The sequence below is a fragment of the Prodigiosinella aquatilis genome, from assembly GCA_030388725.1.
In the GTDB taxonomy this organism is placed as follows: domain Bacteria; phylum Pseudomonadota; class Gammaproteobacteria; order Enterobacterales; family Enterobacteriaceae; genus Prodigiosinella; species Prodigiosinella aquatilis.
The window spans coordinates 4,583,991-4,604,659 of the sequence record CP128857.1 but is presented as its reverse complement, the minus strand read 5'-3'; the positions used below and the strand labels follow the sequence as shown (position 1 = coordinate 4,604,659).

18 protein-coding genes are annotated in these 20,669 nt (G+C 50.4%); 13 read left to right on the top strand and 5 right to left on the bottom strand.

Going from position 1 to position 20,669, the window contains the following annotated elements; all coding sequences use genetic code 11:
* Nucleotides 1–307 precede the first annotated feature (307 nt).
* Nucleotides 308–2,863 (top strand): class I adenylate cyclase, encoded by a 2,556-nt coding sequence (locus PCO85_21450; protein WJV53672.1) that lies wholly within the window; start codon nt 308–310, stop codon nt 2,861–2,863.
* Nucleotides 2,864–2,968: 105 nt separating this feature from the next.
* Here the strand turns inward: PCO85_21450 and cyaY are convergent, their stop codons facing one another.
* Nucleotides 2,969–3,289 carry an iron donor protein CyaY gene (gene cyaY, locus PCO85_21445; protein WJV53671.1) on the bottom strand — a complete coding sequence of 107 codons (321 nt, stop codon included), beginning with the start codon at nt 3,287–3,289 and terminating at the stop codon, nt 2,969–2,971.
* Nucleotides 3,290–3,366: 77 nt separating this feature from the next.
* Between cyaY and PCO85_21440 the strand changes: the two genes are divergently transcribed.
* From PCO85_21440 to PCO85_21405, 8 genes are all read left to right on the top strand, one after another.
* Complete coding sequence (locus PCO85_21440; protein WJV53670.1) at nt 3,367–3,543, top strand: lipoprotein; 177 nt, start codon at nt 3,367–3,369, stop codon at nt 3,541–3,543.
* Between the two features lie 89 nt (nt 3,544–3,632).
* Nucleotides 3,633–4,457 carry a diaminopimelate epimerase gene (dapF, locus tag PCO85_21435; GenBank protein WJV53669.1) on the top strand — a complete coding sequence of 275 codons (825 nt, stop codon included), beginning with the start codon at nt 3,633–3,635 and terminating at the stop codon, nt 4,455–4,457.
* Nucleotides 4,454–5,158 (top strand): DUF484 domain-containing protein, encoded by a 705-nt coding sequence (locus tag PCO85_21430; GenBank protein ID WJV53668.1) that lies wholly within the window; start codon nt 4,454–4,456, stop codon nt 5,156–5,158. The genes dapF and PCO85_21430 overlap by 4 nt, the downstream gene beginning before the upstream one ends.
* Complete coding sequence (gene xerC, locus PCO85_21425; GenBank protein ID WJV53667.1) at nt 5,155–6,066, top strand: tyrosine recombinase XerC; 912 nt, start codon at nt 5,155–5,157, stop codon at nt 6,064–6,066. Before PCO85_21430 ends, xerC begins: the two co-directional genes overlap by 4 nt.
* Nucleotides 6,066–6,782 carry a 5-amino-6-(5-phospho-D-ribitylamino)uracil phosphatase YigB gene (yigB, locus tag PCO85_21420; GenBank protein ID WJV53666.1) on the top strand — a complete coding sequence of 239 codons (717 nt, stop codon included), beginning with the start codon at nt 6,066–6,068 and terminating at the stop codon, nt 6,780–6,782. Before xerC ends, yigB begins: the two co-directional genes overlap by 1 nt.
* A gap of 84 nt (nt 6,783–6,866) precedes the next feature.
* A complete protein-coding gene (gene uvrD / locus PCO85_21415) occupies nt 6,867–9,029 on the top strand; it encodes a DNA helicase II (protein ID WJV53665.1) in 2,163 nt (720 codons plus the stop codon).
* Between the two features lie 569 nt (nt 9,030–9,598).
* Complete coding sequence (gene corA / locus PCO85_21410) at nt 9,599–10,549, top strand: magnesium/cobalt transporter CorA (protein WJV53664.1); 951 nt, start codon at nt 9,599–9,601, stop codon at nt 10,547–10,549.
* Nucleotides 10,550–10,764: 215 nt separating this feature from the next.
* Complete coding sequence (locus PCO85_21405; GenBank protein WJV53663.1) at nt 10,765–11,823, top strand: AbrB family transcriptional regulator; 1,059 nt, start codon at nt 10,765–10,767, stop codon at nt 11,821–11,823.
* Here the strand turns inward: PCO85_21405 and rarD are convergent.
* Both rarD and PCO85_21395 read right to left on the bottom strand, forming a co-directional pair.
* Nucleotides 11,794–12,702 carry an EamA family transporter RarD gene (gene rarD / locus PCO85_21400; protein ID WJV53662.1) on the bottom strand — a complete coding sequence of 303 codons (909 nt, stop codon included), beginning with the start codon at nt 12,700–12,702 and terminating at the stop codon, nt 11,794–11,796. The two genes, PCO85_21405 and rarD, sit on opposite strands and share 30 nt — an antisense overlap.
* Before the next feature lie 122 nt (nt 12,703–12,824).
* Entirely contained in the window at nt 12,825–13,295 is a 471-nt protein-coding gene (locus PCO85_21395; protein WJV53661.1) for a thioesterase family protein, read from the bottom strand.
* A 222-nt stretch (nt 13,296–13,517) separates the two neighbouring features.
* Between PCO85_21395 and pldA the strand changes: the two genes are divergently transcribed.
* Both pldA and recQ read left to right on the top strand, forming a co-directional pair.
* Nucleotides 13,518–14,387, top strand: coding sequence for a phospholipase A (pldA, locus tag PCO85_21390; GenBank protein WJV53660.1), 870 nt, complete (start codon nt 13,518–13,520; stop codon nt 14,385–14,387).
* A 133-nt stretch (nt 14,388–14,520) separates the two neighbouring features.
* On the top strand, nt 14,521–16,347 hold the full coding sequence (gene recQ / locus PCO85_21385; protein WJV53659.1) for an ATP-dependent DNA helicase RecQ: 1,827 nt from the start codon (nt 14,521–14,523) through the stop codon (nt 16,345–16,347).
* A 75-nt stretch (nt 16,348–16,422) separates the two neighbouring features.
* Here recQ and rhtB read toward each other — a convergent pair whose 3' ends face one another.
* On the bottom strand, nt 16,423–17,043 hold the full coding sequence (gene rhtB / locus PCO85_21380) for a homoserine/homoserine lactone efflux protein (GenBank protein ID WJV53658.1): 621 nt from the start codon (nt 17,041–17,043) through the stop codon (nt 16,423–16,425).
* A 113-nt stretch (nt 17,044–17,156) separates the two neighbouring features.
* Between rhtB and pldB the strand changes: the two genes are divergently transcribed.
* Both pldB and yigL read left to right on the top strand, forming a co-directional pair.
* Nucleotides 17,157–18,149, top strand: a complete 993-nt coding sequence (gene pldB / locus PCO85_21375) for a lysophospholipase L2 (protein ID WJV56168.1) — start codon at nt 17,157–17,159, stop codon at nt 18,147–18,149.
* Between the two features lie 53 nt (nt 18,150–18,202).
* Nucleotides 18,203–19,003, top strand: a complete 801-nt coding sequence (yigL, locus tag PCO85_21370) for a sugar/pyridoxal phosphate phosphatase YigL (protein WJV53657.1) — start codon at nt 18,203–18,205, stop codon at nt 19,001–19,003.
* 76 nt (nt 19,004–19,079) lie between these two features.
* Here yigL and glpT read toward each other — a convergent pair whose 3' ends face one another.
* Nucleotides 19,080–20,429, bottom strand: a complete 1,350-nt coding sequence (gene glpT, locus PCO85_21365; protein WJV53656.1) for a glycerol-3-phosphate transporter — start codon at nt 20,427–20,429, stop codon at nt 19,080–19,082.
* Nucleotides 20,430–20,669 lie beyond the last annotated feature (240 nt).

Below are 20,669 nucleotides of genomic sequence, written 5' to 3'. Positions count from 1 at the left end.
TAGCCATCGTACCATTGATGGCGCGCTGGTGTCAGTTGCCTGGCATCTGCAATTAAGGACAAAAAGACGGAAATGGGAGGATGCCCGGCTGGTGATAAGGTAACAAGAAAAGGCAAGAATGTAGTCACAGGCGAAGCAGCAATAAGCGCGTCTAACTTTCTTTACTTTCTTTACGCCCTTTCAGCAAGGTGTTAGATTGATCACGTTTCCAGCAATAATCTGTCAGACATTCTTCCAATACACCTTCAGTGGCAGAAGCGGAATAACGGTATTTTTTGTAAGCACTGGGATAAGCAGGCGAAACGTCTTGTACTTCTATATCGAGACACTGAAGCAGAGACTGGATGCGATTAACCAACTACGTGTTGATCGTGCTCTTGGAGCGATGAAACCCGTTTTTCAGCAGGTTTACAGTCTTCTGCCAGTTTTATTACATCATCATCATCCTCTGATGCCGGGTTATCTTGAAGGTAAGGTTCCGCATGGTATCTGCATGTTCACGCCTGATGAAAAACAACAACACTATCTCGACAGTGTAGAACTGAAATGGGGCGAGTTGTCTTGCCCTGATACTCGGGGCGAGTTGCCTATTACCGGCGTTTATTCCATGGGTAGTACCTCTTCCATTGGCCAAAGCTGTCGTTCGGATCTGGACATTTGGGTATGCCATCAGTCCTGGCTCGACAATGAAGAGCGTCAACACTTACAGCAAAAATGTTCACTGCTTGAAAAATGGGCTGCTGCCCAGGGTGTGGATGTCAGTTTTTTTGTGATGGATGAAAACCGCTTCCGTCACAATGAAAGCGGTAATCTCGGTGGTGAAGATTGCGGTTCGACCCAGCATATTTTGTTGTTGGATGAGTTTTACCGTACTGCTGTACGCATGGCTGGCAAACGTATCCTGTGGAATATGGTGCCGGTGGACGAGGAAGCCAATTATGATGAATTCGTGCTCTCCCTTTATGCGCAAGGCGCACTGACACCCAACGAATGGCTGGATTTGGGGGGACTGAGTACGTTATCTGCCGAAGAGTATTTCGGCGCCAGCCTGTGGCAACTGTATAAAAGCATCGATTCGCCTTACAAGGCGGTGCTGAAAACCCTGTTACTGGAAGCGTATTCCTGGGAATACCCTAATACCCGGTTGTTATCCTCCGAGATTAAAACTCGTCTGCACAACGGTGAAATTGTCTCTTTTGGGCTTGACCCTTATTGCATGATGCTGGAGCGCGTCACCCAGTATCTGATCGCTATTGATGACTCGGCTCGCCTGGATCTGGTTCGCCGCTGTTTCTATCTCAAAGTGTGTGAAAAACTCTCCATTGAACGCGCCTGCACGGCATGGCGTCGCCAAATCCTGTTGCAATTGGTGCAGGAGTGGGGATGGGGAGAAGAACGCATTCTGATGCTGGACAACCGCGCCAACTGGAAAATCGAACGGGTACGTGAAGCTCATAATGAGCTGCTTGATGCGATGATGCAGAGTTATCGTAACCTGATCCGCTTTGCTCGTCGCAATAACCTGAGCGTGAGTGCCAGTCCGCAGGATATTGGCGTATTAACCCGTAAACTGTATGCCGCTTTTGAGGCGTTACCGGGTAAAGTGACATTGGTTAATCCACAGATCTCGCCGGATCTGTCAGAAGTTAATCTGACCTTCATTTTTGTGCCGCCAGGACGTGCCAATCGTTCTGGTTGGTATCTGTACAATCAGGCTCCTTCCATGGATGCCATCGTCAGCCATCAGCCGCTGGAATATAACCGTTACCTGAATAAACTGGTGGCCTGGGCTTACTTTAATGGTCTGCTGACGCCAGCAACGCGCCTGCATATCAAGGGTAGTGAACTGTGCGGGATTGACAGATTGCAAGAGCTGGTTGCCGATGTCTCCAACCATTTCCCACTGCGTGTACCCGCACCGACACCTAAAGCACTATATAGTCCATGTGAAATCCGGCATTTGGCGATTATCGTTAATCTGGAACATGATCCGACGGCGGCGTTCCGTAATCAGGTGGTTCATTTTGATTTCCGCCAGTTGGATGTTTTCAGCTTTGGCCAGCAGCAGCAGTGTCTGGTGGGGAGTATCGACTTGTTGTATCGCAACTCCTGGAACGAAGTGCGTACCTTGCATTTCAGCGGTGAGCAATCAGTATTGGATTCACTGAAAACCATTCTCGGCAAGATGCATCAGGATGCGGCGCTGCCGGAATCGCTGGAAGTGTTCTGTTACAGTCAACATCTGCGTGGACTGATTCGGACCCGGGTACAACAATTGGTTTCCGAGTGTATTGAGTTGCGTTTGTCCAGCACCCGTCATGAACCGGGTCGCTTCAAGGCGCTGAAGGTTGCCGGACAAACCTGGGGGCTGTTCTTCGAACGTTTAAGTGTCTCGGTGCAGAAACTGGAGAACGCCGTGGAATTCTACGGCGCCATTTCCAATAATAAATTGCAGGGATTGCCAATCCAGGTGGAAACCAACCATGTCCATCTGCCACCAGTGGTTGATGGCGTCGCCAGTGAAGGTATTATCCAGTTTTTTTTCGAAGATCAGTTAGATAATCAAGGGTTTAATATCTATATTCTCGATGAATCCAATCGGGTGGAAGTCTACCACCACTGTGAAGGCAGTAAGGAAGAACTGGTGCGCGATGTCAGCCGTTTCTACTCGTCGTCGCACGATCGTTTCACCTATGGTTCCAGTTTTATCAATTTTAACCTGCCTCAGTTCTATCAAATTGTTCAATTGGATAACCGTACACAAGTCATTCCGTTTCGTAGCAGTGCATTGACACATCTATGTGTGACACCTTCGTCGGAAGATAACGCGTTGATCATGAATCAGCGATTACAAATGCTCTGAGCTTTTTGTCTGTTATTCAGCCCGAAAAAGGTATCACGATGGATAGTGCGTAGCGGAAAACGCTGACCTTTACCCGTGCTCGGACATATATGCATCAGCGCACGATCAGTTGAAACGAATGGTTTCACCAGCCTGAGTCGAGCAGGCGCTGCTCAGCAGTGACAAAAATTCATCGCCATTGCGATTACAAATCCATTTTTGATCGAGATAATCAAAATGGTAGCCGCCGCCTTTGGTGGCCAGCCAGATTTGATGCAGTGGTTCCTGCCGGTTGATCACAATTTTGCTGCCGTTTTCAAAACTCAGTGTCATCACCCCGCCGTTAGTTTCATAATCGATATCGGCATCGCCATCAAATTGGTCCAGTGTTTCCTCCAATTGACGCATCAGTGTGTCGGCTAATTGATGAAACTCGCTATCGTTCATATTCGATTCCTATTGATTTTCATGATCCACCTGCGATTATAGAGAGCATACATCGATGAGTGACAGGTTTTAACGTTATGATAAATCTATTTCGCCATGTGTGCCTGGCATTAACTGTACTGGCACTGGCTGGTTGTGGCCTGAAGGGGCCGCTTTATTTTCCGCCGGAGAAATCGAAAGCGCCTGCGCCTGCGAAGACCACGCAGCAGCAACATATAACAAAAACACCGCAACAATCACCTGTCCAGCAATAATGGTGATATTGCGATTGGTCTACCATCATTTTATAACAGGTCACGATAGTGTGTTTACCGCGTCCGGTTAAGTCAGCGGAGTCAGGATAATGCAGTTCGCCAAAATGCACGGTTTGGGCAATGACTTTATGGTTGTTGATGCCGTTACGCAGAATGTCTATTTTTCACCTGAGTTGATTCGACGTTTGTCGGATCGGCATTATGGTGTTGGCTTTGATCAACTGCTGGTGGTTGAGCCACCTTACGATCCTGAACTGGATTTTCATTACCGTATTTTCAATGCAGATGGTAGTGAAGTGACTCAGTGTGGTAATGGTGCCCGTTGTTTTGCCCGATTTGTGCGGCTTAAGGGATTAACTAACAAACGAGATATCAGTGTCAGTACCCAGACTGGGCGTATGATTCTGAGCGTTACGGATGATGAACTGGTGCGAGTCAATATGGGTGAACCCAATTTTGAGCCGCAGCAGGTCCCTTTCCGCGCAGTTAAAGCGGAAAAAACGTATATTATGCGAGCAGAAGAACATACCGTACTGTGTGGTGTAGTTTCGATGGGGAATCCCCATTGTGTGATACAGGTGGATGATGTGGATACTGCGAAGGTCGATGTGTTGGGACCGCTGCTGGAGAGCCATGAGCGTTTTCCGGAACGTGCCAACATTGGGTTTATGCAGGTTGTGGATGACCACACTATCCGATTGCGTGTCTATGAACGCGGCGTGGGAGAAACTCAAGCTTGCGGTAGTGGAGCCTGTGGGGCTGTTGCGGTGGGTATTCAGCAAGGGCTGCTGGCCGACAATGTTAAGGTTAAATTGACTGGCGGTGAGCTTGATATTAACTGGGCAGGTCCAGGTAAGCCGTTATTTATGACTGGGCCAGCTACGCACGTTTACGATGGATCCATTCATTTATGAAAAGCGTTGAGGAGCAGGTGGAACACCGGATTTCACTCACTGACGAGATGGTTTTGCAGTTTTTGCACCAAAATCCTGACTTTTTTATCCGTAATTCACGTCAGATCGAACAGATGAGAATTCCTCATCCGGTGCGGGGCAGCGTGTCGCTGGTTGAGTGGCAGTTGGCACGCCAGCGTAACCATATAGATAAACTGGAAGAAGAAATCACCCTTCTGATGGAACAGGCCACTTCGAATGAAGCGTTGTTTAACCAGTTGCTTCAAGTGAATATGGAACTGTCCGCGGCGGACAGTCTACAGGACTTTCTGGAGCGTTTACGTCTCTGGGCGCGAACGCTGGGTTTGCTGGGAGCATCGGTACGGTTGTTCAGTGATAAATGGCACGTTGGTGCTCCTTCTGATTTTACTCATCTGGCGCTTAATCGCACATTGTTCGAGTCACTGCGTATTCAACGCCTGGGCAACGGGAATCATTATTTAGGTCCGTTGAACGGACCTGAACTGCTGCTTCTGTTGCCTGAAGCCAAGCAGGTTGGTTCGGTTGCCTTGTCACTAATGGGCCCAAATGGTGATTTGGGCCTGCTGCTTTTCAGTAGTCGTGACAGTCATCATTATCAGAAAGGGATGGGAACCGTGCTGTTACAGCATCTGTCATCAACGCTCCCCGTGCTGCTGCAACGCTGGGTTGAACGTTTATGAATCAAGCCGTATCGCCGTTACTGATACAAACGAATGCTTTCTTGCGTTACCTCAAGGTTGAACGGCAATTGAGTCCGTTGACGCAGAGTAGTTATGCGCATCAGTTACAGGTGATAACGGAGATATTGTCTGCTGTTGGGATAACGGCATGGCAGAACCTCGATGCCGCAGGCGTACGCTCGGTGGTGACGCGCAGTAAACGTGACGGATTACAGTCTTCCAGTCTGGCATTACGCCTTTCCGCGCTGCGCAGTTTTCTTGACTGGCTGGTGAGCCGGGGGGAGCTGGGCGCAAACCCGGCCAAAGGGGTTTCCACCCCAAGGGCCGGGCGCCACCTTCCCAAAAATATGGATGTAGACGAAGTGAACCGTCTGCTGGACATTAACCTGAATGATCCACTGGCTGTGCGTGATCGGACAATGCTGGAAGTGATGTATGGCGCCGGGTTGCGTCTGGCCGAATTGGTCGGCATGGATTGCCAGCACGTAGATCTGGACGGCGGCGAAGTGTGGGTGATGGGTAAGGGCAGTAAAGAGCGTAGATTGCCCATTGGCGCGACGGCCGTCACCTGGCTGCGTCGCTGGCTGGAACTGCGTGAGATTTATGATCCGCAGGATGATGCGGTGTTTGTTTCCAGCCTCGGGAAACGCATTTCCATGCGTAATGTACAGAAACGTTTTGCGGAGTGGGGGGTGAAGCAGGGAGTCAACAGCCACGTTAATCCACATAAACTGCGCCACTCTTTTGCCACCCATATGTTGGAGTCCAGCGGTGACCTGCGTGCGGTGCAGGAGCTATTGGGGCATGCCAACCTTTCTACCACCCAGATTTATACCCACCTGGATTTCCAGCATTTGGCATCAGTGTATGATGCCGCGCACCCACGCGCCAAACGAGGAAAGGGTTGATGCATTTCTACCGCCCGCTGGCTGCAATTTCAGCCATCACCTTTGATCTGGATGACACACTGTATGATAACCATGATGTGATACGACGTACCGAGCAGGAATCCATCCACTTCCTGCAAGAACACTATCCTGTGTTGAGGCATATGCAGGCTGTTGATTTTCAGCGTTTACGCGCAGAGCTTCGCGCCCAGGAGCCGGAAATTTACCACGATGTCACTCTATGGCGCTGGCGTGCGGTGCGGTTGGCGCTCATCCGTCACGGCGTCAGTGAAGCGGAAGCCTCGGCAGGTGCGAATGTCGCGATGGAGAACTTTGCTTATTGGCGTAGTCGTATTACCGTTCCACAGTCAACCCATGACACACTTGGCGCACTGGCCGAACACTGTCCATTAGTCGCCATTACCAATGGTAACGCCGATCCGTATGCCTGCGGGCTGGGTGATTACTTTCAGTTTATTTTGCGAGCCGGCCCGAACGGTCGTGCAAAACCTTTCAGCGACATGTACCACCTGGCAGCGGAAAAACTGAACCTCCCTGTAAAACAACTGCTGCATGTCGGTGATGATCTGACGACTGACGTAGCGGGCGCCGTGCGCTGTGGGATGCAAGCTTGCTGGGTTAACTTGCGTGAAGGAAATCTGATGCATATCGATGACACCCGGTTATTACCACATATTGAAATTTCCCGGTTGGAATCGCTGACAGCATTGCTATAATTCTTTTTATTGTGCTGTATGAATAACCAGTAAAATGTGTATCCTTTGTGATTATACGTTTTTCCGCCAACGGATAACGGTGCTATGGACGTCTCTGACCTGCTTGATAGTTTGAATGATAAACAACGCGATGCGGTAGCTGCTCCGCGCCATAATGTGCTGGTGCTGGCTGGCGCGGGCAGTGGTAAAACACGAGTCCTGGTACACCGTATCGCCTGGCTCCTGACGGTAGAAAACCGCTCACCGTACTCCATTATGGCCGTCACCTTTACCAACAAAGCGGCGGCCGAGATGCGCCACCGTATCGATCAGCTTATCGGCACCAGTCAAGGTGGGATGTGGATCGGCACCTTTCATGGTTTGGCGCATCGCTTGTTACGGGCTCATCATCTGGATGCCAATTTGCCGCAGGACTTTCAGATCCTCGATAGTGAAGATCAACTGCGTTTGCTCAAGCGTCTGGTCAAAGCGCTGAACCTGGATGAGAAACAGTGGCCGCCACGGCAGGCCATGTGGTACATCAACGGGAAAAAGGATGAGGGGCTGCGTCCTCAGCACATCGAAAGCTATGGCAATCCGGTAGAGCAAACCTGGCAGCGAATTTATCAGGCTTATCAGGAAGCGTGCGATCGCGCCGGTCTGGTAGATTTCGCCGAGCTGTTGTTGCGGGCCCACGAACTATGGCTGAACAAGCCACATATTCTGCAGCATTATCGCGAGCGCTTTCACAATATTCTGGTGGATGAGTTTCAGGATACCAATAGTATTCAGTACGCTTGGATCCGTCTGCTGGCGGGCGATAGCGCCAATGTGATGATTGTCGGTGATGATGATCAGTCCATTTATGGCTGGCGAGGCGCTCAGGTCGAAAACATTCAGCATTTTCTGCGCGACTTTCCCGATGTTGAAACTATTCGTCTGGAGCAGAATTACCGTTCTACCAGTAATATCCTCAATGCGGCGAATGCGTTAATTGCCCATAACGGTGATCGTCTGGGGAAAAATCTGTGGACTGACGGTGTCGAGGGTGAACTGATTTCCCTCTATTGCGCGTTTAACGAACTAGATGAAGCCCGGTTTGTGGTTAATCGCATCAAAGTGTGGCAGGAAGCCGGTGGTTCGTTAACCGAGAATGCCATTCTTTACCGCAGTAATGCCCAATCACGCGTACTGGAAGAAGCGTTGATTCAACAGAATCTGCCTTACCGTATTTATGGTGGTATGCGCTTTTTTGAACGACAAGAAATCAAGGATGCGTTGTCTTATCTGCGTTTGATTGCCAACCGTAATGATGACTCCGCCTTTGAGCGTGTGGTGAATACGCCGACACGTGGCATTGGCGACCGCACGCTGGATGTGGTGCGCCATGCGGCGCGTGACCGTCAGATCACGATGTGGCAGGCCAGTCGTGTTCTGTTGCAAGAGAAAGCGTTGGCAGGCCGTGCGGCTTCTGCATTACAGCGTTTTCTGGAGTTGGTGGATGCGCTGGCCTATGAAACAGCCGAATTACCGTTGCATGTTCAGACAGACCGGGCCATCAAGGATTCCGGATTGTGGAATATGTATGAGCAGGAAAAAGGTGAGAAGGGTCAGGCGCGGGTAGAAAACCTGGAAGAGCTGGTGACAGCAACGCGCCAATTCAGCTATCAGGAAGAAGATCAGGATTTGATGCCGTTACAGGCATTTCTTTCACATGCGGCACTGGAAGCGGGTGATGGACAAGCTGATGCGCACCAGGATGCGGTGCAGCTTATGACGTTGCATTCCGCCAAAGGTCTGGAGTTTCCGCAGGTATTCATTGTTGGCATGGAAGAGGGCATGTTCCCCAGCCAGATGTCGCTGGATGAAGGTGGACGTCTTGAGGAAGAACGACGCCTGGCATATGTCGGTGTGACTCGTGCCATGCAGAAGTTGACCCTCACTTATGCGGAAACCCGGCGTTTATACGGGAAAGAAGTGTATCACCGCCCATCGCGTTTTGTCGGTGAACTGCCAGCGGAGTGTGTGGAGGAGGTGCGGTTACGAGCCAGTGTGTCGCGCCCGGTCAACCACCAGCGATTGGGAACCCCGGTCAGTCAGAGTGACAGCGGCTTTACCTTGGGGCAGCGTGTGCGTCATGCCAAATTCGGTGAAGGGACTATCGTCAATCTGGAAGGAAGCGGCGAGCATTGCCGGATTCAGGTGGCGTTTCCAGGGCAAGGCATCAAATGGCTGGTCGCCGCTTATGCTCGTTTGGACGCGATATAAGAGGCCTGTACCCGACATGGAATAGCGTCAATCAGTTCAGGTAGTGAGAGACCGGGTAACGGTGGAAGTAAGATTTTCCTGGGGTTTTATCTCCCTCCCTCCGGGCCATGAGTATGACCGGCAATGGACATTGTGTAGCAACGGTTTTCCCCAGCATTTACTGATCCGCCCAGATGATTTGGTCCGTGTCTTTTAGTAGCGCGAAATGGTTGCCAACGGTGCTCATGACCGGAGGTGGAGCACCGGTCAAGATATTGTTGCGTTAATAACCTTTCTGCGTGTTGACAGCCTTTTTCATCTCGGCGTAACATGCGCCCATCATTATTTCCGGAGGACCCACGCCTTGGACACACCCAGTCGATGCTGGCTCAATAACCTACTGATTAGGTACAACCACTAAGGCTATCCTCCGCTGTATGCTGATAGCCTTAGTGGTTGTCAGCGATATCATCTGTGTCGCGTCGAGTCAGAACCGTCGAACGGTCTGAAACCTGATGGTGACCTTTCACCCCTGTTTCTGTGTTTCAATCGCGTTTTGTCCATCTCTGTTACGTTTAGGGAGCTGGCCTATGCTGAGCGCATTTAAACTGGAAAATTGCCGTTTATCTCGTCTGGAACTGGATGACACCGACGATCTCACCTTATCACTCTGGGTTGATTTGGTTGAGCCTGAGGATGACGAGCGAGAACAAGTACAAAACCAATTGGGGCAAAGTCTGGCAACCCGGCCAGAATTGGAAGACATCGAGGCATCGGCCCGTTTTTTTGAAGATGAAGATGGCTTGCATATCCACTCCTTCTTCTTCTATGAAGATGCTGACGATCATGCAGGAAACTCTACGGTCGCTTTTACTATTCGTGATGGTCGTTTATTCACGCTGCGTGAGCGCGAGTTGCCTGCGTTTCGTCTCTATCGTATGCGAGCCCGCAGTCAGATATTGGTCGATGGGAATGCTTATGAACTGCTGCTTGATCTGTTTGAAACCAAAATTGAACAGTTGGCGGACGAAATTGAGAACATCTACAGCGATCTGGAGGCCCTAAGCCGGGTCATCATGGATGGCCACCAGGGCGACGAGTATGATGATGCGCTTTCTACACTGGCGGAATTGGAAGATATCGGTTGGAAAGTTCGCCTGTGTCTGATGGATACCCAACGGGCGCTGAACTTTCTGGTGCGCAAGGCCCGGTTACCGAGTGGTCAGTTGGAACAAGCGCGTGAAATCTTGAGGGATATCGAATCACTTTTGCCGCATAACGAATCCCTGTTCCAGAAGGTGAACTTCCTGATGCAGGCGGCGATGGGCTTCATCAATATTGAGCAGAACCGCATTATTAAGATTTTTTCCGTGGTGTCTGTGGTCTTCTTGCCACCGACGCTAGTGGCATCCAGCTATGGGATGAACTTTAAATTTATGCCGGAACTGGAGTGGTCATTTGGTTATCCGGGAGCGCTGGCATTGATGTTACTGGCGGGTTTGGCCCCCTACCTCTATTTTAAACGTCGCAACTGGCTGTGACCGTGGCGTATACCTTCAGCAGCGTGCGTCATACCTGACTCGTCTGCTTGACTACGGGAATGGCGTTTCTGTCGAGATACTTCATTCCCGTGCCTACCCTGGCGATTTCATTTTTTATCCGTTTTGTACTGCGTTTAAGCTGGATTTTCATGTCCTGGAACAGGCTATCCGTTTAGAATGAAATCACTGTCTTATTTTTGTCATGGGTAATGTGCATGGAGAAAACCCCCGTGCTACTGCAATGGGGCATACTGCTATCGGTATCGCTGATTCTGGGATTCGGTTTACAAATTTATCATGTGCCGGCAGCGTTGTTGCTGGGACCGATGCTGGTGGGCGTCGTGATGGGATTAAATGGTTCCACCATTCGTATTCCCCGCCTTTTTTTTTACGCCAGTAACGCCGTACTTGGGTGTCTGGTGGCGCAAAGTCTCTCTTTGTCCATTCTGCGTCCATTATTGAATGAGTGGCCGCTGGTACTGTTTACTCTATTGGCGACATTGGTTATCAGCGGCTTGTCCGGATGGTGTCTGATGCGTTACAGCGAACTGCCCGGTACGACGGGAACCTGGGGAGCGTCACCGGGCGGTGCTTCCGCCATGGTTGCCATGGCCGGTGAATTCGGGGCAGATGTACGTCTGGTGGCGTTTATGCAGTATTTGCGCGTACTGATGGTGACGGCGTCGGCGGCATTTGTCGCCCGTTTTAGCCTGGGGGATAGTTCGGCAGGTAACCATGCCATGACGCTCTGGTTCCCGGCCCTTGACTGGCGTTTCCCTGCCACACTGTGTATGGCCTTTAGTTGCGCCTGGGTTGCCCGCCGGTTGCGAATCCCTTCTGGTCAGTTGTTGGGCCCGATGATTGTCGGTTCAATACTGCATTCGACCGGTACATTGGCATTGCAGACACCCGAGTGGCTGCTGGCATTAGCGTATTCGTTTATTGGCTGGAGTGTTGGCCTCTGTTTTATCCGCCCAATCTTCCGGCTGGCATTACGCACTCTGCCGCAAATGATGATCTCGATAGTGATGTTAATGCTGCTGTGTGGAGGGATGGCGTTTATGCTGACTCGTTTATTACCGGTGGATATGCTGACAGCTTATCTGGCAACCAGTCCCGGTGGGCTGGACTCTATCGCGATTATTGCCGCAGGAAGCCGGGTGGATATGGCTTTCGTAATCGCCATGCAAACGCTGCGTCTGTTTTCCACCCTGATTTTCAGTCCGATAATGTCGCGTTATATCTCACGCCACGCGATCCCGCACGCGACGTAACTTACGCTGGGTATAGAGTGCGTCAAGGATGAAAATGGCCAACGCTGTCCAGATAAAGGCGAAGGTGAGCAACTTGTCGCGAGTCATGGTTTCACCGTAAACCATGACGGCAAGAAGCAGTGTCATGGTCGGGCCGATATATTGGAAAAATCCTAGTGTAGACAGACGCAGGCGCATCGCCGCTGCGGTGAAAAACAACAAGGGAACGGTGGTGATGATCCCGGCGAGGGCTAACAACAAATTCAGTGATAGTGGATTCTGCATCAGGTGGCTGCTCGGTGAGTCCGCGATCATGAACAGGTAAATGAAGGCGGCGGGCAATAGCCACAGCGTTTCAATCAACATCCCCGTTTGTCCATCAATACCGATTTTCTTACGCAGCAGACCATAAAACCCAAAACTGAAAGCCAGCGCCAGGGCAATTACTGGTAATGATCCGAATTGCCAGAGTTGCACCAATATTCCACATACCGCCAGTGCGACTGCCAACCATTGCATGGGGCGGAAACGTTCCCGCAGAAACAGCATTCCCAGCATGATATTCACCAATGGATTGATAAAATAACCCAGACTGGCTTCCAGCATATGGTTGTGATTGACCGACCAGATATAAACCAGCCAGTTACTCCCTACCAACATGGCAGTGACCGCCAGTAATAACAATTGCCTGGGTTGTTGGCAGGCATGCCGCACCTGACGCCATTTAAGGCTGATACTCAGCAGGATGATCATAAAGAAAAACGACCAGATGATACGGTGCGCTAGTATCTCCGTTGCCGGAATCTGTATAAGTAATTTGAAGTAGACTGGAGCAATGCCCCAGATAAGATAGGCGCCAAGCGCGAAGAGGATCCCCTGACGGGTTTGTTGTACTTCCATGAATGATGGCTCGGTATAAAAGCGAGTAAACCGTGATTTTACGCAAAAAACGGTCTTTTTCCATCGCAACATACCCAGCGGTATCTTATCCGTTGCCATCGCATGTAACGGCGGGATCGCTACTAGCCAACAATATATGTCGCAGTGGCGCTAGCGATATGTAACTGTTGTTCATTGTGAAGTTCAGCGCGTGCAACCGCAATTTTATTGCCTCCACGCAGTAAGTGACTGGTAATGATGAAGCGCTCACCACGACCAGGACGCAGATAATCCACACGCATGTCAATCGTGCCCATGCGCGACAAGCGGTGATGAAATTCCGCTTCATTGATGGTTTCATGGCGCAGCAGGGTATTCCCCACGCATACCAGCCCGGCCGCAACATCCAGCCCGGCCGCAATCACACCGCCATGCAAAATTTGCTGCAAAACGTTGCCTATCATTTTGTCCTGACGGGCGAAAGTGAGAGTGGCGTGATCCTGGGCAAACTCAAGCAACTCTAATCCCAGTGCCTGATTGAAAGGCATTTGATAAATAAAGATATCACTGACACGCTGGCGAACAATATCCTGACTTAACAACACATCTGGCATGATGTTTTTCCTGTGGTTTTGTTGGCATGAATAAATAATAGGTTGAGGTCAGAGAATAATGATAACAAAAAGTTAATTATTTGTTTGTTTTGTGATGCATTTTGTCGCTTTCCGGAAAAAGTTAATAACTGGCAGGATAGTGATTCACCGACGGTTTATCTGTGTACAATATCGTTCTGAATCTACGGGATATCATCATTATCAATCGGGGGAAATACACCCATGCGTAAACGAATGGGGATTGTGATGGGGCTACTGCTGGCAGCAAATGCCCAGGCAGAGGAAGCAAAAGTACAGAAGATTCATGATGATCCCGCGGTCCGCGGTAGTATTATTGCTGGCCTGCTACAGGAGCATGATAGTCCTTTCGTTCTTTATCCTTATGAAAGTAATTACGCGCTTTATACATACACCAGCGATATCAATAAACAGTCTATTCAGAGCTATAAGTGGGCTAATCATGCTCGCAAAGACGAAGTGAACTTCCAGATTAGTCTTGGTTTTCCGTTGTGGCGTGGCATTGCGGGGGATAATTCTCTGTTGGGTGCTTCCTATACACAGCGTTCCTGGTGGCAGATGTCCAATAAAAGTGAGTCGACGCCGTTTCGGGAAACCAATTATGAGCCGCAGCTGTTTTTAGGCTGGGCAGTGGATGACACTTTTGCCGGCTGGACACTACGGGACGTGGAATTTGGGGTAAATCATCAATCTAATGGTCGCGCAGATCCCACCTCACGCAGTTGGAATCGGGTATATGCCCGACTGATGGCTCAACATAATAACTGGCAGGTGGAGGTTAAACCCTGGATCCGTCTTACTGACAGCGATGATGACAACCCGAATATCATTCACTATATGGGACATTATCGTTTGCGGATTGGTTATGTCTGGGGTGATAGCATTTTCAGTGCGGAAGGTCGCTATAACTGGAACAGTGGCTATGGGGGTGGTGACGTGAGTTGGAGTTATCCGCTTACCAAACATGTCCGCTTCTATACCAAGGTATTTAGCGGGTATGGCGAGTCGTTAATTGACTACAATTATCGTCAGACACGTTTCGGTATCGGGATCATACTCAACGACATGCTCTGAGTTATCACCATTTCCCCTCGCTGAGAGAGAAGAGCCGTGAGCGGCGTGGTCAGTACATGCAGACAATCATTGCAGTTTTATCAAACGGCGCTGAAAATAACGCCTGTTTGTCTTTATTAAGGTCGGGGAAGGCGTGTCTACGGCAGAAGTATTGAATAAAGAAGCGCTGGCAGTACAGGTACTGCGCGAGACCTTCGGCTATCAGCAATTCCGTCCGGGTCAACAAGGGATCATCAACGCTGTTATCGGCGGGCAGGATTGTCTGGTTATCATGCCCACTGGCGGTGGTAAATCCCTGTGCTATCAAATTCCCGCCTTGGTGATGGATGGCTTGACGTTGGTGGTGTCGCCTTTGATTTCCCTGATGAAAGATCAGGTGGATCAACTGCAGGCTTACGGTGTAGCCGCCGCCTGCCTCAATTCCACCCAGACCAGGGAGCAGCAACTGGAGGTGATGACGGGTTGTCGTAATGGTCAGATTAAACTGCTGTACATCGCCCCTGAGCGCCTAACTACCGACAGTTTTCTCGAACATCTCACTTACTGGAATCTCTCATTGATTGCGGTTGATGAAGCACACTGTATTTCTCAGTGGGGACATGATTTCCGGCCGGAATACCGGGCACTGGGCCAGATTAAGCAACGTTTCCCTTCATTACCGATTGTGGCTCTGACCGCTACCGCCGACGAAACCACGCGGCGGGATATCATCCGGCTGCTGGATTTACCGGATCCGCTTATCCACGTCAGTAGTTTTGACCGGCCCAATATCCGCTATACGCTGGTGGAGAAATTTAAACCGCTCGACCAACTATGGCTGTTTGTACAAGGTCAGCGTGGCAAAAGCGGCATTATTTACTGTAACAGCCGTGCCAAAGTGGAAGATATCAGTGCCCGGTTACAGAATCGGGGTCTGAGTGTCGCGGCGTATCATGCTGGTCTGGATAATAATTGTCGGGCGCAGGTACAAGACGCGTTTCTGCGTGACGACTTGCAGGTGGTAGTGGCGACGGTGGCATTTGGTATGGGCATCAACAAACCTAACGTGCGGTTTGTGGTGCACTTCGATATTCCACGCAATATCGAATCCTATTATCAGGAAACCGGACGGGCTGGGCGGGATGGTCTGCCAGCCGAAGCCGCGTTGTTTTATGATCCGGCTGATATGGCGTGGTTGCGCCGTTGTCTGGAAGAGAAACCGGCGGGGGCGCAACTGGATATTGAGCGGCACAAGCTCAACGCCATGGGCGCATTCGCCGAAGCGCAGACGTGTCGCCGTCTGGTATTGCTTAACTACTTTGGTGAAGGTCGCCAGCAGCCTTGTGGCAACTGTGATATTTGCCTCGATCCTCCCAAACGTTATGATGGGTTGGTGGATGCACAGAAGGCGTTATCCTGTGTCTATCGTGTCGGGCAACGCTTCGGGATGGGGTATATCGCAGAAGTTCTGCGCGGTGCTAATAATCAGCGTATCCGCGAGTTTGGGCATGACAAACTGCCGGTGTATGGCATTGGCCGTGATAAGACGCAAGAACAATGGGTTAGCATTCTGCGACAGCTTATTCATTTGGGATTGCTCAACCAAAATATTACTCAGCATTCGGCATTGCAGTTAACTGAACCGGCGCGGCCTGTTTTGCGGGGCGAAGTATCGTTGCAACTGGCGGTGCCGCGCATGATTAACCTGAAGCCGCGTGCCAGTCAAAAATCCTACGGCGGCAACTATGATCGCAAACTGTTTGCCAAGCTGCGGAAATTGCGAAAATCCATCGCAGATGATGCCAATATTCCGCCATATGTGGTGTTCAGTGACGCCACGTTGCTGGAAATGGCAGAAATCATGCCAGTAACGGCCAATGAACTGCTGACCATTAATGGCGTTGGGCATCGTAAGCTAGAGCGTTTTGGCATGCTATTCATGACATTAATTCGCGATCATCTTGACGACAAGGATAACTAGTCGCAATTTGACACGGGCGATCGCTCTCCTTTCAAGGTGTTGGAGTTTGAGTCAATAGAGAAACGTATTATGTGCTTACGACTTGTGAGCGGAAGCCAACATCGTTCCTACCAGCATAAACATTGAGCCAAAAATCCGATTCAGACGCTGCATCTGGCGCGGTCCTTTCAGCCATACGGCAATCCGTGTCGCCAGCGAGGCATAGCCAATCATTACCACAATGTCCACAACGACGGTGGTTACACCCAATACCAGGTATTGCTCCGCCTGAGGTTGATGCGGAATGATAAATTGTGGGAACAGCGCGGCGAGAAACACAATGCTTTTCGGGTTGGTGAGGTTAACCAGTATGGCACGCTTGAACAGTTTACGGCGCGGCATTGTGTTAGCCAGCGTATTCAGGTCAAGCGCTCCGGCACTGCGCCATTGCTGGATGCCGAGCCAAATCAGATAGGCGGCACCTACCCATTTTAAAATATCAAACGCCATCACCGATTGGGACAGCAGCGCGCCGAGGCCAATGCCCACGAGCATAATATGAATAATCAGTCCAACCTGTAGTCCGGCAATGGAAGCTGACGCGCCACGGTAGCCGTGGCTGATGCCGGTACTCATGGTATTGATAGCGCCGGAACCGGGTGAAAGGCTTAGAACCAGTGTTGTGATAAGGTAAGTTAACCACCAGTCGAAGGTCATTGGCGAAAGCTCCCTGATTGCCATTTTTTGTGCCACAATACGCCAATGCCGATTATTGTGCTACAGCTCCCAAAGTTGCTTTATGACCACGATGGTTAATTGTGAGGGGAATGATGAGCCAGTATCTGGATCGTCTACTGAAAAGGGAAGCGCAGTTTGCCGCATTTGTCACCGGGCCGTTGCTGGATTTCTGGCGGCAGCGCGAAGAGGGTGAATTTATTGGCGTCGACAATGTACCGATCCGCTTTGTGCGTTTTACCTCAGCAGAGCACCAGCATCTGGTCGTGATCTTCTCTGGCCGGACAGAGAGCTACATTAAATATAATGAAGTGGCCTACGACCTGTTTCAGTGTGGTTATGATGTAATGATGATGGATCATCGCGGGCAGGGCCGCTCTGGTCGGTTATTGAAAGACCGTCATCGTGGTCATGTGTTGCGGTTCGGTGATTATGTCGATGACGTGGCGACGTTCTGGCAGCAACAGGTTGCCTCTGGACGCTATGTCCGCCGTTTTGCGCTATCTCATTCCATGGGCGGCACCATTCTGTCACAGTTTCTGGCGCGTCAGCCACAGGCGTTTGATGCGGCAGTGCTTTGTGCGCCGATGTGCGGTATTCACTTGCCGGTACCTCATTGGCTGGCCTGGCGTTTTCTTAACTGGGGGGAGCGTCATCCGGCGGTGCGGGACTACTATGCCATCGGCACCCGGCAGTGGCAGGCGCTTCCATTCCTGGTGAATATTTTGACGCACAGCTATGAACGTTATCAGCGTAGTGTACGGTTTTACGCCGATGATCCCGATTTACGGGTCGGCGGGCCAACGTATCACTGGGTGCGAGAGGCGCTAATGGCGGGGGAACAGTTATTGTCACAGGCAGTGGACATCACCACACCATTGCTGTTGTTGCAGGCAGAGGAAGATCGAGTGGTGGATAATCACAGTCAGGATGTTTTCTGCCAGGCGTTGGCAGAGGCCGGACATCCCAGCGCGGGTAGTGTACCTCGGGTAATTAACGGCGCTCGTCATGAAATCCTGTTTGAGAAAGATACGATGCGGGCTGAGGCCTTCAGGTTGATTTTTGAATATTTTGAATATTATCGTTAAATGCTGTTGAGCGGCGGAGCCGCCCTGCACCAGCGGAGGTTAGATTCACCCTTATGTACCCTATTGTCGCTTCCGACCTGGATGGCACTCTGCTATCCCCCGATCACACCTTATCGCCTTATGCCAAAGAAACACTCAAATTATTGACGGAATGGGGCACTCATTTTGTTTTTGCCACCGGGCGTCACCATATGGATGTGGCACAAATCCGCGATAATCTGGCGATCACTGCGTTTATGATTACGTCAAACGGCGCCCGCGTACATAATTCGGACGGTGAGTTGATCTTCAGTCACAATCTGGACAGTGACATTGCGCAGGAGCTGTACGGCATGATATTTCACCGCCCGGATATCATGACCCATATTTATCGTCATGATGACTGGTTTATTAGCCGTCCGCGCCCGGAAGAGGAGCGTTTTTTCCGGGAGTCGGTGTTCAAATACAAAATTTTTGATCCCGATGTGTTGGGAACTGATGGCGTGGGTAAAGTCTTTTTTACCTGCGAGGATCACAATAAGCTACTGCCGCTGGAAGATGCGCTCAACGCGCGCTGGGGTGATCGGGTCAATGTCAGTTTTTCCACATTGAGCTGTCTGGAAGTGATGGCCGGTGGTGTTTCCAAAGGCCATGCGCTGGAACAGGTGGCGAAAACCATCGGTTTTACTATCAAGGATTGCATCGCGTTCGGCGACGGTATGAATGATTATGAAATGCTGTCGATGGCGGGCAAGGGTTGCATAATGGCAAACGCCCATCAGCGGCTGAAAGATTTATTGCCTGATCGAGAAGTGATTAGCACTAATATTGATGATGCGGTGCCCAAATATCTGCGTCGTATGTTCCTGAAGTAAGTGTTGAACGGGCGAATAAGTGCAGGAATAGCCGTACGAAGGGCGTTCCCGGTAGGGAACCCCCTGAATGACAGAGTTAAGCGAATTTTTCTATTTTTTCTTTATGCTTTCTTTCTTGGATCATGGTCAGTGAAAGCAACAGTATTGCCAGCACACTGCCGCCGATCATCACCATGAACCCTCCGTTCCAACCGAAGAAATCAACGGTATAACCGACAATAGCGCTGGCCGCGACCGACCCCCCCAGATAGCCAAACAGTCCGGTAAACCCGGCAGCGGTACCGGCGGCTTTTTTCGGTGCCAGTTCCAGTGCATGTAGACCTATCAGCATGACCGGTCCATAAATCAGAAAGCCGATGATGATCATGCAAGTCATGTCAATCCCCGGATTGCCGGCTGGGTTAAGCCAATATACAACGGTGGCGATAGTGACCAGCGTCATGAAGAACACGCCGGTTGCGCCGCGGTTGCCCTTGAACACGTTGTCCGACATCCAGCCACACAGCAACGTACCGGGAATCCCTGCATATTCGTACAAGAAATAGGTCCAGGACGATTTATCCAGTGCGAAGTGCTTCACTTCTTTCAAATAGGTCGGTGACCAGTCGAGAATGCCGTAGCGCAGCAGATAAACGAATACGTTCGCTATTGCGATGCACCACAACAGCTTGTTGGGGAAAATATACTTTATGAAGATTTCTTTGGCCGTCAGTTCCTGTTCGGTTTTTTCGTCATAATCTGGCGGGTAATCGTCTTTGTACTCTTCAATCGGTGGTAGACCACAGGATTGCGGGGTATCCCGCATCATAAAGAAGGCAAACAGCGCTAACAAAATAGCCGCCAGCGCTGGCATATACAGTGCCGCTTTCCAGTCATTGAACCAGAACATCCCCAGCAGAAACAGCAGCGGTGGTAGTCCGCCACCCACGTTATGGGCGCAGTTCCAGACAGAAACCACGCTACCGCGTTCTTTCTGCGACCACCAGTGCACCATGGTCCGTCCGCACGGTGGCCATCCCATGCCCTGGAACCAACCGCACAGAAACAGCAAGACAAACATGCTCATAATGCTGGAGGTCGCCCAAGGGACGAAGCCCATGAACAGCATCACCGAAGCGGCCAGAATTAATCCGGCTGGCAGGAATACGCGTGGGTTGGAGCGGTCAGATACCGAGCCCATGATGAATTTGGAAAAACCGTAGGCGATGGAAATACCGGATAATGCGAAACCCAGATCGCCACGAGAGAAACCCTGTTCAATCAGATAGGGCATTGCCAGCGTAAAGTTTTTTCTTACCAGATAGTAAGCCGCATAACCAAAAAAGATTCCCAGAAAAATTTGCCAGCGCAGACGACGGTAGTGTGGATCTATCTGATCCTCTGTGACGCGCGGACGGTGCATTGCTGGTTTAAAGATACTCAGCATAAAATCTCCCTGATGAGGTAAAGTGTTAATGTTTGTTCTATAACGCTCATAAAGGGTATCGAATGCGCTTGCGTTTAGGTGTGAGTTATCGCTCAATTGTTACGCTTTTATGAATTTTGGCGATATTTTGTGCTTTATTTAACAAAACCAAGATGATATTTATTCGTCAATAAGTGACATAGGTCATAAAATTAACAGTGATGGGGTTTTTATTTTTCGCTTTTTGCTCGATTTTGTTCT